This window comes from Fulvivirga kasyanovii, assembly GCF_009711405.1.
Lineage (GTDB): Bacteria > Bacteroidota > Bacteroidia > Cytophagales > Cyclobacteriaceae > Fulvivirga > Fulvivirga kasyanovii.
Genome location: NZ_SMLW01000506.1, coordinates 1 through 14,694, shown reverse-complemented (window position 1 = coordinate 14,694; position 14,694 = coordinate 1). Strand labels below are relative to the sequence as shown.

Annotated in this window: 10 protein-coding genes; 6 read left to right on the top strand and 4 right to left on the bottom strand. The window is 39.2% G+C overall.

From position 1 onward, the window contains the following. Nucleotides 1-1,821 (bottom strand): ATP-binding protein (locus tag E1163_RS10390; protein ID WP_155171378.1); only part of this gene is annotated, 1,821 nt, incomplete at its 3' end. Nucleotides 1,822-2,374: 553 nt separating this feature from the next. Between E1163_RS10390 and E1163_RS10385 the strand changes: the two genes are divergently transcribed. Next, nucleotides 2,375-4,327, top strand: a complete 1,953-nt coding sequence (locus tag E1163_RS10385; RefSeq protein WP_155171377.1) for a PKD domain-containing protein — start codon at nt 2,375-2,377, stop codon at nt 4,325-4,327. A 102-nt stretch (nt 4,328-4,429) separates the two neighbouring features. Further along, a complete protein-coding gene (locus tag E1163_RS10380; RefSeq protein ID WP_155171376.1) occupies nt 4,430-5,143 on the top strand; it encodes a hypothetical protein in 714 nt (237 codons plus the stop codon). Nucleotides 5,144-5,185: 42 nt separating this feature from the next. On the opposite strand, the gene E1163_RS10375 is transcribed toward E1163_RS10380, so the two are convergent. Continuing rightward, complete coding sequence (locus tag E1163_RS10375) at nt 5,186-6,130, bottom strand: OmpA family protein (protein WP_343033805.1); 945 nt, start codon at nt 6,128-6,130, stop codon at nt 5,186-5,188. A 105-nt stretch (nt 6,131-6,235) separates the two neighbouring features. On the opposite strand from E1163_RS10375, the gene E1163_RS10370 reads away from it, so the two are divergent. The 4 genes from E1163_RS10370 (at nt 6,236) to bioA (ending at nt 10,278) form a co-directional block, all read left to right on the top strand. Then, nucleotides 6,236-7,096 carry an SDR family oxidoreductase gene (locus E1163_RS10370; protein ID WP_155171375.1) on the top strand — a complete coding sequence of 287 codons (861 nt, stop codon included), beginning with the start codon at nt 6,236-6,238 and terminating at the stop codon, nt 7,094-7,096. Between the two features lie 185 nt (nt 7,097-7,281). Beyond that, nucleotides 7,282-8,409 carry an aminotransferase class I/II-fold pyridoxal phosphate-dependent enzyme gene (locus E1163_RS10365; RefSeq protein ID WP_155171374.1) on the top strand — a complete coding sequence of 376 codons (1,128 nt, stop codon included), beginning with the start codon at nt 7,282-7,284 and terminating at the stop codon, nt 8,407-8,409. Beyond that, nucleotides 8,406-9,029, top strand: a complete 624-nt coding sequence (gene bioD, locus E1163_RS10360) for a dethiobiotin synthase (protein ID WP_155171373.1) — start codon at nt 8,406-8,408, stop codon at nt 9,027-9,029. The genes E1163_RS10365 and bioD overlap by 4 nt, the downstream gene beginning before the upstream one ends. Next, nucleotides 9,007-10,278, top strand: a complete 1,272-nt coding sequence (bioA, locus tag E1163_RS10355; RefSeq protein WP_155171372.1) for an adenosylmethionine--8-amino-7-oxononanoate transaminase — start codon at nt 9,007-9,009, stop codon at nt 10,276-10,278. Before bioD ends, bioA begins: the two co-directional genes overlap by 23 nt. On the opposite strand, the gene E1163_RS10350 is transcribed toward bioA, so the two are convergent. Continuing rightward, nucleotides 10,275-11,900, bottom strand: coding sequence for a mechanosensitive ion channel family protein (locus E1163_RS10350; protein WP_155171371.1), 1,626 nt, complete (start codon nt 11,898-11,900; stop codon nt 10,275-10,277). The two genes, bioA and E1163_RS10350, sit on opposite strands and share 4 nt — an antisense overlap. Nucleotides 11,901-11,909: 9 nt before the next feature. Continuing rightward, entirely contained in the window at nt 11,910-14,630 is a 2,721-nt protein-coding gene (locus E1163_RS10345; RefSeq protein ID WP_155171370.1) for a hypothetical protein, read from the bottom strand. Between the last annotated feature and the right edge of the window lie 64 nt (nt 14,631-14,694).

Genomic DNA, 14,694 nt, shown 5'->3' with positions numbered 1-14,694 from the left:
ATTACCGGGATCAGAGAATTTTATAGCATTAGAGATGAGGTTATCCAGTATCCTGGATAAATAAACTTTATCTGAATTGATAAATATGTGCGATTCACCCCCTTCAAGGCGCAATTCAATTTGTTTAGACTTGGCATCTGCATAAAAGCCTTTAACCTTATCCAGCAACAGGCTGTAGATATCAACCTTGGATATTTCGGGCTTTCGTTTATCAAACTCAAAAGCATTAACATCAAGCAAATCACGAATCAGATCGATACCACTCTGCGAAATACTTTTTAATAGCGACACATAATTTCGTTGCTCTTCTGTAAGCCCTGAGAGTAGTAAAAGCTCACCTATACCTTTAATTCTGTTAAAGGGGGATTTAAGGTCGTGAGCCACAATGTTCATTAAAGTGTCTTTTTCATTGTTAAGCTCAGCTAAATCCTTATTATGCTTATGCAGGACTTTATTTTGAGCATTGATCATATCATTCTGCTCACTGATCTCCTCCTGCTGTCTCGCTATATAAGCATTTTTCTGCTGCAGTTTCTCATTTGCTCTTCGCCTCTTTCTACTGGTGAACCAGAGGTTAACTACAAGCACAAGGACAGCCCCAACAATGATTGCCAGCGCTGTATTATAAGTACGCTGCCTGTCAATTACCGCCTGATCTCGAGCCTGATTGGCAAGCAACAGTTCATTCTCCCTATCCTTTTTCTCAATTTCCAACCTAGCCTCTGACCGTTCTATGGCACGGGCCATTTCCGCATTGTTTAGGGCTTGCCTAACCTCCGCAAAACGCTGAAAGTTTTCATAGGCACAGTTAACACTACCCTTTACTTCACATATTTCTGCCAGATAGTAGTATGCATCCTGTTGAAGTATCAGCTCCCTTGAACGTGACACCGTCTCCAACACCTTGCTGAAATAATGCTTTGCCTTATCAAAATCTTTTTCGGCAAAATAAATCTTGCCCAATTGGATATCTATTCTGCTCAACAGGTTGAGATTTCCTGTATTTCCAGCCATATTAGAGGCCTTTTGAGCAAAAATCAGCGCTTCCGGGAATTTATCCTGAACGTAATACAGATTGGATATTCCTATATTGATATTAGCGATGTTAATAACATCATCGATAGACTCCGCTTTTACTTTTGCCTGAAGGTAATAGTCAAAGGCTTTTTCGTAATTTTTGTTGTGCTCCTGAATTTGAGCCATTTCCAACAGCATGGAAACCTGCCCGGGAATGTTATCAGTAGCCAACCTTATATCAAGGGCCTTCTGAGACATTTCCAAAGCTTTTTTGTAATTATTCTGAGTCTGGTAAAGTTCCGATAAACTTTTGTAGCAGTAGCTCAACCCTTCCTTGTCTTGGAGTCTTTCAAATATTTCAAGCGCCGTAAAATAATAGTCGTATGATTTGATAAAATCACCCTGAGTGGCGAATAAACGTCCCAGGCTATTGAGCGAATGTGCATATTGGGAGGAATCGTTGTGCTTGATAGCGGCATCCATAGCCAGGTTGTAGTAATCAAACGATTTAACCTGATCACCCTTATAATGGTAGGCAATGCCCATATAATTAAGGGACTGAGCAATTTTCCCCTCAATTTTTAATGTTTTAGTTAAATCAATGGCCTTGCTGCTAAAGTAAAGCGTGCTATCAGGGTGGGCCTTTCTATACTCCCATGCTAATGCATTGTAAATATCTATTTGCTCAACACCCTTTACTTGCGTCAGTGCAGAATATAGACTATCTATTTGTGAAAGATTTTGACCAATCGCACCTGCGATGGCTGATAAAGAAAGGGCTATAGTAATGATAAATTTCTTCATCTAAAAAAAACCAACTCTGCACAAGGGTTAGCACTATAATAAATATAAAAAAGGTTGTACTCAGTTCTGAACATTTATTCAACTAAATACCCAAAAAAAAGAAACTCATTGATTTATATTCATTTTTTATCAAAAATATTACAATACAGGCATGTTACTTGGTGTAACTATCATGCAATATAAACTTTATCTCACAAAATTCCTCTCATTAATTTCATATGGCATTCATTGTATAATATTATCTTAAAGCAACATTATGTAATTATCATCACATCCGTAACTACCTTTAATTAAGTATAATAGATTTCCTTTGAGATCAAGGAACGAAACTTCCGCCATGTAAGTTATTTCCTAAATATTACACAAAATAAAGATAGATATCTAGAGCCCTTAAATTATTTTCAACAGAACTTAAGTTCAGAATATGAATTTTTAATATAAAATTAGTTATATTTACTAACCCTTGTGCAAGGTAAACCTAATCAACCGAAATTAACCAAACTTACCTGAACATTGGCATAATCAATCTGTTATAAATAAACCAACTACGATTATGCGGCTACTTATAAAACTAACCATTTGCTTTACCCTGGCATATTCAACATCGTATGCCCTAAACATGACTGTCGGAACTGCCGATACAGTTGAATATCTTATTTTCACGCCCCCAAGCTATGATGGCACTCAGGCATACCCGCTTTTGGTATACCTCCATGGAGCACAGGCTATTGGCCCGGATATTTCATGTTCCGTAGGTAAAGGGCTACCTGGCGCCATTAGAAATAATAGTTTCTTTAACGACATCCCTATGATCATAGTAGCTCCGCATGTCAAAAAAGGGGATAAATGCAGTAGCTTAGATAATAATGACTATGAATGGAATACAGCCATGGTTAATAATGTCATTGATCACATCATAAGCAACTATAACATCAATGAAAACAGAATATTCGGCAGCGGCATAAGCCTTGGAGCTAAAGGGCTATGGGATTATGTATTGGATTATCCTGATAGAATGACTGGGATTGTACCATTCAGCGGCAACGCACCTATCGAGGACATCTGCTCCCTTGATGAGGTGGCCGTATGGGCATTTCATGGTGAGGTAGATGGTTTAATCCCTCCTACCGGAGGAACTGACCGTAAGGGTTCACAAACCGTTGTTAATGAACTAAACAATTGTAGCAACAGTCCTTATATTCCAGCCTATTTAACTTTACTCACCTCCAAAGGCCATAACGGGTGGGATCAGGTTTATGATCTCAGTAGCGGCTATAACATTTATGAATGGCTATTAGCATTAAAGAGAAATGTATCTACTGACTATACACCATTAGTAAATCTGGGACCGGATAAATCGTTTGTGAATCCACCTCATGCTTTCAACATTAAAAGCTTTGCCTACGACCCCAACGGCTCTATTGTAAATTATGATTGGGATGTGGATGGCCCAGTTCAAACCACCAATAGCGGTCAGCCTAATCTTGCTGTTAATCTAAGTACGCCAGGCAATTATAATGTTACTCTTACGGTTACTGATAATGAAGGCAACACAAGTAGTGATCAGGCAGTAATAACTGTTTTGAGTAGTGCAGCGTCAGCACCGCAAATAACAGAATTAAGGTTATATCATGGTAATACAGATTTGGGTCCCATTACAAATAATCAAGTGGTAAACCTTGACAGCTACGACGCTACTCTGCTAGATGTAGTAGCCACAACTGCTAACTTAAATGCTAGAGCCAGTGTCCGGTTCAGCCTGAATAACAACCATAATTTCACCTCACTCAATGACAATAATATAAATTCGGCTTACTCCATCGGTAATAACAATCACAAATCGTATATACCAACCCCCGGACAACATACTATTACAGCAACGGCATACGGAGATCGAAATGAAATCGACCAGGGAATTTCTTATGAGGTAACCCTGACCTATTCAAACGGCCCTTTACCTATAAAGCTTTTGGACTTTTCGGCTTCAGTGAAAGGAGATAAGGTCACCCTCTACTGGGCCACTACGGAAGAAATCAACAATAGCCACTTTGAAATCTATCAGGGACTTGGAAATGCAAAGTCAATGGACAAGATAGCCGAAATCCCCCGGGTATCACACCAGCAGGAAATTAACCGCTATAGTTACATTATTGAAGATGTACCTTGTGGCAAGCTTTATTATCAGCTTCGCAACGTTGACCTTGATGGCCAACAAGACCTATCTGAGATTATCCATATTAAACATGTAAAAAATAACTGCTCAGCTAGAATATATCCTAATCCGGTGATAAACAACTCGTTTGTATACGAAAGCAGAACACATAATTCTAACACAGATTTGATACTTATAAATTCATCGGGAATGGCAGTCCGTCAATATACTATCTCCCAAGCCGAAGGAAATAAAACTATTCTGGATACCAGTGGCATTCCTCCCGGTATTTATTACTTACAATCTGAAAACGGTGTTTTGCAAACTCAAAAACTCGTTATAAACCCTCAATAAAAATCACATTACAAAACACTGATATTCAATCAATTAAAACTAAAAAACTCATATTGGCACTATCCTTGATATTTGACTGACATAACCAAATACTTAAGTGCCATGAAAAAGATATTACTAATTTTAACATTTATTGTTGTGGTTTCATTGAAGGGCGAGGCACAACACTTTACAGCATCATTCGGGGTTACTCATAGTTGGGATGTACCGGTGCATGTAACAAGAGTTATCAGTCATGACTACTACGGATATGATGTAGTACATGCTACTCAAATAAGAAGGGGCAGTGGCTTATTCTTCGACCTCGTACTTCAAAGAGGTGATGTCTTTGTTGAGGTGAATGTAAGACATGACGGTTATGTAATTAACAGGGTGTATCATGATTATTACCCTTTACATGAGCACGTTTGTAGCAACTATTGTGGATATCATACTACTTACTACCGTACACACTACAGAACATGTAATAGCCATAGCCACCATGGACATAATCATGTAGTATATGTAAATCGTCCTGTAGGACATGGGCATGGGCACGGACAATGCCATGGACATGGACACGGGCATAAGCACACTACTCATTACGTACATAAGGGCGACTCTTATCATAAACATGATAACCATAGAAGCGAAAGGTATGATTCCCGGTCAAATCATAACCATGGGAACCACTATAGAGAAAGAAGGAGCACATACCATGAAGAGAAGCAAAACTCTGGCAGAGGACGGGGCAACGGTCATGGTAGCTACAAAGGCAGATCAGAAAAAAATGGACGCAGCTATAATAGCGGTACATTAGTAAGACGTAGCAACTAAAAAGATAGCGGGGTTTTTAACCCCGCTATCTTTTTATGTCTATTAATTTGACTCTAATATTTCAAAAAGCTCATCAAGATCAGGTGTAATAACTATTTCAGTCCGACGGTTCTTTTGTCGGCCTTCAGCTGTTTCATTCACTTCTACAGGTGAAAACTCCCCTCTTCCTGCAGCAGTTATTTGATTTGGTTCTACTCCTGATTCTGTCAATATCCTTATTATTGAGGTTGCTCTCAATACACTCAGATCCCAGTTATCTTTCATATACTGACTGGTTCTGGATATCGGCACATTATCCGTATGCCCTTCTACCATTACATGTATATCTTTCTGATCCTTAAGCGCTTTAGCAAGTTGCTGCAGCGCAGTCACCCCCTTGGAATCAACCACTGTACTACCTGATTTAAAAAGAAGCTGCTCAGCCAGGGAAACGTAAACTTTGCCATTCTTAACCTCTACGGTCAGATCATTTTCCTTAAAGCTTAGAAGCGCATTAGTAATTTTCTTTTTAAGCTCTTGAACTGCCCTGTCTTTATTCTCAAGAATAGTCTCAAGTTCTTTCACTTTTTTCTCACGCTCAGACAAATCTGCACTTAAGCTTTCATTGAGTCTTTTTGTTTGCTCAAGATTCTCTTTTAACGCGAGTAAATGCTCCTGTTGCTGAGCCAGGTCTCGGGTCAGCTTTCCGCTGTTGTTTAGCAAATTGTTGTAGTAAGTTTCCAATTGCTCATGCTCCTTTTTCAAATCGAATAAAGAACTTTCAGTGGTTCTGATTTTCTGACCAAGGACCGCAGTATCAGCCTTTAGCTTCTCAATATTGGAGTCTAGCCTTGCAGAAGTGGCAGTGGCAGATTCCAGGCTATCCTTACAATTTGCTAAATCTGACTCTAGCTGAATTTTTTCCGACAGCAGGTCATCATACTTCTTCTGCGTTACGCATGACACAGCGACAATAAGAATAAATAATGCTACTAAATATTTCATCATGTTTATAATTTCAGTTGCTTAAATTATCTGAGGATATAGTTTCAAATCTATTATATTTTTTCAGGAATCTCTATCTTTAACATCTTATCAAAAATCATAAATACTATGGAAGGAATGCTCAAAGAAAATGCCTTGAAGGATAAAACAATTATCGTAACCGGAGGAGGGACTGGTCTTGGTCGGTCTATGGGTAAATATTTTCTTGAGTTGGGCGCTAATCTCGTAATATCCAGTAGAAAAATAGATGTACTTGAAAAAGCTGCCAAAGAACTGGAGCAGGAAACCCGAGGACAGGTTTTACCTGTTGCCTGTGACATCAGAAAGTATGAGGAAATAGAAAATGTGCTACAAGAAGCTGAAAGCAAATTTGGGCAAATACATGGTGTACTAAATAACGCTGCAGGTAACTTCATCAGCCCTACCGAGAGATTATCCCATCGGGCATTTGATATTGTAGTAGATATTGTGCTCAGAGGAACCTATAATTTCACACTTGCTACTGGCAAAAACTGGATTAACAAAAAACAGCCCGGTACATTTTTGAATATAGTTACTACTTATGCATGGACAGGCTCAGGCTATGTAGTACCTTCATCTTGTGCCAAAGCCGGAGTGTTGGCCCTGACAAGATCACTTGCAGCAGAATGGGCTAAGTACAAAATTCGCTCAAATGCTATTGCTCCTGGACCTTTCCCTACAGAAGGGGCATGGAAAAGGCTCTTCCCTGGAGAAGTGGCAGAAAAGATAGATCCTTTAAAACGAATTCCGCTCGGTCGCTTCGGTGAGCATCAAGAGTTGGCCAACCTCGCTGCCTATCTTATGTCTGATTACTCAGCTTATATGACCGGTGAAGTAGTAACTATAGATGGTGGTGAATGGATCAAAGGAGCCGGGGAGTTTAACGGGTTGGACGAAGTTCCCAACGAGATGTGGGATGAACTGGAAAAAATGAGAGCAAAAAAATAACTCAGAAAGGACTCTCTAACAAAAATCCATTCTCAATGCTTTATCAAATTCCTCAAGATTGGTAAAGCTTTTTCAATAACTCAGGTTAGATATTAGCGCTCCACATCCTGTTTGTCCAAGGAGTTCTATTATTTCATTTCACTTTAAGTATTCTGAATTAACTTAGCCACCAAATTGAGGTCTGGATGAATTTGGAGAACAAACTTATAAAACAACTTGAAGCAAGGGAACAAAACTTATCCTACAGGAAGCTTTCATCACCGGGCAAGCTAATTGATTTTATTTCCAACGATTACCTGGGACTGGCAAGGTCGAAGGAATTGGCTTCACTGATAAATTCACACCATCAATCCGTCCTCCAAAATGGATCTACGGGATCGCGTTTATTATCAGGTAACTCTGTTCTCGCGGAGTCTACTGAAACACAACTCAGCAAGGTATTTGCATCAGAAAGAGCTTTGATCTTTAATTCAGGATACACTGCAAATATGGCCGTACTTTCAAGTATTCCACAGCGCGGCGATACGATAGTCTATGATGAATTAGCCCATGCCAGTATCAAAGACGGTGCGAGATTAAGTGTAGCCAAAAGGTTGAGTTTTAAACACAACAACCTTCAAGACTTAGAGTTTAAAGTTCGGTCAGCAGCGGGAAATATATTCATAGTTGTAGAATCGGTCTACTCCATGGATGGAGACTTTTGTCCCTTAAGGGAGCTGGTAAACCTTGCAAAAAAATATAGTGCCTATATTATTCTTGACGAAGCTCACACTACGGGATTAATCGGCAGTAAAGGCTGTGGACTTGCAGTGGAACTTGGGTTGGAAAAAGATATCCTCATACGAATCCATACTTTCGGGAAAGCAATGGGCATACATGGAGCGGCGGTGGCATGCGACTCCTATTTAACCGAATACCTAATCAATTTTTCAAGGCCATTCATCTACACCACTGCATTATCACCCCATAGCATCCTATCTATAAGTAGCGCATTTACTCATCTGGAAAAAAATGCTTTCCTTCAAAAAGAAATCAATGACCGCATTAATTTATTCAATAAGCTGTTCGCCCAGCAAATCGGCAATCAACTAATAAGACCGGCATATGATCATCCAATCCAGGCAATAATTATCCCTGGCAATGACAGAGTCAAGGCAGCCGCCGTGCACTTGCAATCATCAGGCTACGATGTAAGGCCTATTTTATCTCCTACTGTAAAGCTTGGCGAAGAAAGATTAAGGATATGTCTGCATACTTTTAATTCTGATGATGATATTTCAGGATTGATCCATAGTTTAGCAGCTCTGATATGAGATATTTTGTAACAGCCATTGGAACGGATAGTGGAAAAACCCTTGCCTCTGCAATTTTGGTAGAAGCCCTGGGAGCTGACTACTGGAAACCGATACAGGCAGGAACACCAACTGACAGTGACACCATTCGAAACCTGGTTTCACCCAAAAGGGTCATTCATCAGGAGCAATACTTTTTAAAGTCTCCCATGTCTCCACATGCTGCCGCTAAAATTGATAACGTAGAGATCAAGATTAAACACTTATCTGCTCCCCATACCACCAAACCTCTTATTATAGAAGGAGCTGGTGGTCTTTTGGTTCCTGTCAATGACCAGGAAACCATAGCGGATATGATACCTCATTTCCAGTCCGAGATCATTTTGGTTAGCAATATCTATTTAGGAAGCATTAACCACAGCCTGTTATCGCTGGAATTGATAAAATCCCGTGGGTACCATTTAAAAGGAATAATCTTTAATGGTCCGAAAAACCTTGAAACACAACAAATCATTCAGAATTATGCGGGAGTCAAATGCCTCCTTCATATTAGAAATGAAAAAAAGATCACCAAGGAAGTTGTTAATGAATACGCACAAAAGCTTAAGGCAAACTGGAATGAACTGGCAGGACAAAGATAAAGCATACATATGGCACCCCTTTACACCGCTGCTAGGCGTTTCCGAGCCGTTATGCGTTACATCCGCCAGCGGAGTGCACCTGCAAACAGAAGATGGAAGAAAGATTATAGACGCTAACTCTTCGTGGTGGGTAAACCTACATGGCCATGCACATCCATATATTGCAGAAAAGGTGGCAGAACAGGTTAACACCTTAGAACATGTAATCTTCGCAGGTTTTACGCACAAACCAGCAATAAACCTGGCGGAAAATTTACTATCTATCCTGCCAGAAAATCAGTCAAAAATATTTTATTCCGACAATGGAAGCACAGCCGTTGAAGTGGCCATAAAAATGGCCTTTCAGTTCTGGTATAATTTAGGCCAGGATAAGAAAAGGGTAATTGCTATTGACGGAGCCTACCACGGCGATACGTTCGGCTCTATGTCTGTTGGAGAAAGAAGTGATTTTACAAAACCCTTTACTAACCATTTGTTCGACGTTGAATTTATAGATTTTCCTACTAGTGCAAATGAGTCATCGGTATTTGAAAGGTTTAAAACTTTGGTAGATTCCAATGAAATAGCTTCGTTCATTTTTGAGCCGATCATACAAGGGGCTTCGGGGATGCGTATTTATAATGCAGAACTACTAGACCGGATGATACAATACGCCCAAGATCATAATGTAATATGCATAGCTGATGAAGTAATGACTGGCTTTGGCAGAACCGGAAAATTATTTGCCTCGGATTATTTAGAACATAAACCAGACATTATCTGTCTTTCAAAAGGATTAACCGGCGGAACCATGGCGCTTGGGGTAACTTCATGTACAAATGCTATTGTAGATGCATTCATGTCGAAGGACCTTTATAAAACATTCCTGCATGGACACTCATTTACTGCCAACCCAATAGCCTGTGCTTCTGCAAATGCCAGCTTTGAGCTATTAACAAAACAAGAGTGTCAGGATAATATTCAACGCATCACAAACCAACATGAGCGCTTTAAAGAAAAACATAAACTCACTCCTAAATTAAAGGATATACGTTCATTAGGGACCATTCTAGCCATAGAATTTGAGACAGAAAACGACAGTTCCTATTTCAGTGAGATGCGAAACCGACTCTATCCTTTCTTTCTGGAAAGAGACATATTACTCAGGCCGCTAGGCAACCTGATATACGTAATTCCTCCTTACATTATCAGTAATGATGAACTTGCTAAAGTTTATGATGCGATAGAAGAGTTTTTCAGTACACTTTAATTCTTAGCCTTTTTAGAAGCCAGAAACTCTTCAACTGTCTTTTTAAGTTCGGGGGTACTCTTAGTATATTCAGGAGAATTTCCTTTTTTCTCAGGAAAAGTTTCCACATGCAAGGTTTGAGTGGGGAACGCAAAGTTCACACCTATTCTCTCCGCCAGCCTAATGATATCCAACAATATCTCATGTCTGGATCTTAGTTCCTCAGACCAAGTAGGCACCTGAAAGAAAATATAAAAGAGTACATTCAGGGATGAATCTCCCATGTCGTTCAAATGAATTTCATAATAGTCCTTTCTCGTATGCGGATGGTTTTTCACTATTTCCTTTAGCCCATCCACAAACACCTCTATAAGATCAGGAGGTGTATCATAAGTCAAAGAGATATTAGTCATAAACCGACGGTAAACGCGCAAACCATGATTATCAATCATTTGATTGGTAATCACTCCGTTGGGAATGTACATCAGAGAGTTTCTGAAAGTCCTGATTCTGGTAGACCGAAAACCAACTTCTTCCACCGAACCATCGACATCTCCAGATGTAATCCAATCACCAACCTGGAACGGCCTGTCAACGAAGATCATAAGAGAGCCAAAGAAGTTTTTGATAGTATCTTGGGCTGCTAAAGCAAATGCCAGGCCTCCAATAGATAAACCTGCAATTAATCCAGTAATATCAAATTCGAGATTATCCAGTATAAATAATCCACCTACAACTACAACAAAAGTTTTTAGTACCTTTCTTAACAAAGGCACCAACTGGTCATCAAGTGTACTTTCTGTTTTATCGGCTAACTTACTCAAATAGATGCTGATAATGTCAACCAACCTATAGAAGAATACAATAGCAAAAATCGGCCATACAGCTCTCAGCGTCAATATTACATACTCACTCATAGTAATTGGAAGCTGTAAAACTGGCACCAGCACTATAAGAAACGGAAAGATCACCAGAAAGCTAATAGGTTTGGCAATAGGGATCACCACTTCATCAGCCAGCTTTTGGTAGCCTAACCTTAAGAGAAGTTGGATGATAAGTTTTTCAAAAAGAAAAGTAAATAACTTATGCAGTAGAAATGACAACAGAATTAGAATCAGGACTCCAATAAGCTGCCAGACATATAATCCCAATATTTTTGTTGTTCCCAGTGAAGGTAAAAGTTTCAATAGCCTGTCTGTCCCAAAAGGATAAACCTCCTTGTGCCATTTAGGTATGTTTTTTATAGTCTTCCCAGAGAAATACCACCTCTTCCCCACCTTCTCTACATAGAGATCAGGAAATTGCTTGGTTAAATAATAACGACTTTTATTTGTTACGGTATCAATGTAGTCACTTTTTCTCGGGACCTCATCAAGATCAATCATAATGCCCCTGCCATCCAAGATCTGCTTAAGCATTACAGCCAATTCTTCCGCCTTCTTACCTTCAATATATTCAGGATGAAGTGTTTTGGCTGCTATATCAGGATGGTAGTTGTCATCCTGCAAGTACCCTAAATGAGTTAAAATTGTATTATAGGGAGTAACCAAGCTGTACTCCAGAGTATCTTGCGTGTTCTCTTGAGCATTGGCAGAATTAAAAATGAGAAGGAATAATAAAGAAAAAATCGTTGGTATTTTCATCACTGGTTATTAGAAAGTTATCACTTTATATGTGCTGCCGGAAATGGTGTATACATGATATTTTTTGGTAGCATCAAAATAGATAAGAGCTATCTCCTGTTCACTGTCGAAAGGCCTGGAATTTATTAGCTGACCATCTTTATCGTAAATATAAGTAAAGCTCTGAGCGATATCCGTAACAGCATATATTTTATGATCAGAGCCCAAATCGTAATACTGAACATTAAGATGGTCGGAACTCAGGTAATCTTTAGCTAATATCTCCTGGTTATCAGGAGTAAGTAATACCAATCTCGCCAAATCCTGCCGTGAAATTATATAGTTTTTTCCTAACGCGTCAGGAATAAGTTGAAATCTGGTTTCCTTAGTGGGCTTATAAAGCTGTTCCGTACTTAAAACTTTACCATTCAAGTTAAAATGGATAAGCCTTCCCTCCTTACTTAGCACCGTAATAACGGTCTTTTCAAAGTCAGAGCCAATATTAATAAAAGGGCTGGTATTAATTCGGACATCAAGTTGAAGAGGGAACCCTGGCATCATTTCTCCCCTTCTGTTCATTATATTTACCACTCCATCCTGCTGAATAGCAACCATGCAGTCCTTTCCCCGAACCCTGATATGGAACGGTTTAGCTGCTAACTTGCCGGTGAGTTCTCTCGGATTCCACCCTTCCAGACTGACTCCTTCTTTGTTGTACAGAAAGAGATTTCCTCGTTCATCAGCAAGAAAAAATCTGTATCGTCTGCTCTTGTCGTAGTCAACCACTGAAGCGAACCTGAGATTTGCATCCACTACTACGGGGTAGCCATCGATATAATTACCAAGTCTGTCAATAATATGCAAACCGGTTCTGGTAGCAAAGAAGTACTGAAGCTTACCATTCTTATAATAATCCACCTGCTCAATATCTGATATTATGGGTTGACCCAGAGAATCCTTCCAAAGGACATTACCTTCCTGCGAGATAAGTATAAAGTTATACGCCGAGTCTTGGACAGCAACCTCTAAGCTTCCATCTACATGGTTCTTAACCACATAGGGCTTAGTAATTATTTTATTATTTAACGAAGCACTTTTCAAAGCTTCATAGGACTGCTTTTCCTTAACCACAGGTTGCTCTTCATGCTGAAGAGCAATACTCGTGTAAAAACTCTCATCAAGTTTACTAAACTGAATAGATCCTAAATCAAAACTTTTGATCTGACTGGCGTACTTTCTTGCAAATTCATTCCATTCAGGGTCAAGCTCATTAATAAGGCCTTCCCATGCTCTTCTTGTATTAAAAATTACTGAAACATTTGACTCCTCCAGATTGCTTTCTAAAAACTTATTGAATGCAACAGAACGCCCCCAGGTATTTTCATTCTCAATATCTTCAATAAGGCTTTTAAGGGTCAACATACTGTTACCTATCACTATGTAGTCACCTAGTAACATAAAATAACACTCTTCAAACCCTTCGAATAGCGGACCAAAAGCAAACCTTGGAAACTCACTAACCTTTAATTCGCGAATCTCATATGTAGAAAAACGCTCTACATACACAGAATCACCATTCGCCTGTGCTAATGATTCAGAAAAAGTATTGAATTGATTTAACGCTTCCTGAGCATCATTAGCCTGTATAAAGACCAGCTCTTCCTGACTAGAACCTCTAAAAGCCTCAAGCTTAACTAACCCAAGGTTATTTCCCAGCCAACTATACAAATCAGAAAAATTGAAGCCGTACTGCCGGGTAAACTCATCTCTTGACGACAAAAATTCAGGGTCATTAGCTTTCCAGTAATTGATAAGCCCATTGTGCCAACTCCCCCCGTCTGAAAGTCCAAAACGATAAACTGCCGATGCCCTGTTAGGCACATAATACTTCAAGTCGCTTTTTACAGGTACTTGTGAGCTAAAAGCACCTAAGTAATCAGCTTGCGCATTGGAAACAGTAAAACCATTAAACAATATTTTAGAACCTGAAACATCAACATCAAAAAATGCGGATTGACTAAACCCTCCCAGCTCCTTTAACGATTTTCTATATTTAGCGTCCATAAAAGAACTAAGCCATAAAGAGGCTGCCTCCATATTGACATAGACATTTCCATCATCGTTTGCCAGTTTAGGCATATCATAAAGCTGGGAATGGCTCAACTTAAACCCACTTTTATAATCATCATTAACTAAGCGGACAACATCTTCAACTAGGAAGGAGGTAAAACTACCAACAAATACATTTTTGTTAATAAAATAAGTAAAGGTAAGATTTTTCGACGTTAATTCTGATATGGTGTAATCCTGATAAATTCGCTCTGAAAACCGTACACCAGAATTATCTTTAAAGTAATCCAACAATTTAGTGGCAGCTCTTAAGTTTTTCTCCTGACTCAAATCTATATAGAAAACAAAGTCAAAGTCATTTTTTTCAGTCACATGCATGGAAATTAGACTGTTCTGCTGCAAAAGATTTGCAACTCCACCTGCCTCGATGCTATCAAGGGCTTTTAGGTCGGCCTCTATCTGCTTAAACGACTCAATCTGTTTCAGAGAACTCCATAAAGAAGTCTCCACCAGGTCATTCCATGATTCAACTGTACTTTTAGATTCAAAAACCAATACCGCATTACCTGGTACATTGCTCCATAAACTCGTAGATCCACCATTATACCATTTCTCATAGAACAAATAACCTCCTACAAGTAATATTATTCCGATGGTTATGATTATTGCAGTTTTTCTCACATTTTTTTTATTTTCCGCAAAGTAATATAAAAAGGTTAAAAAGAAGAATTGAAAGGGTTTAAAG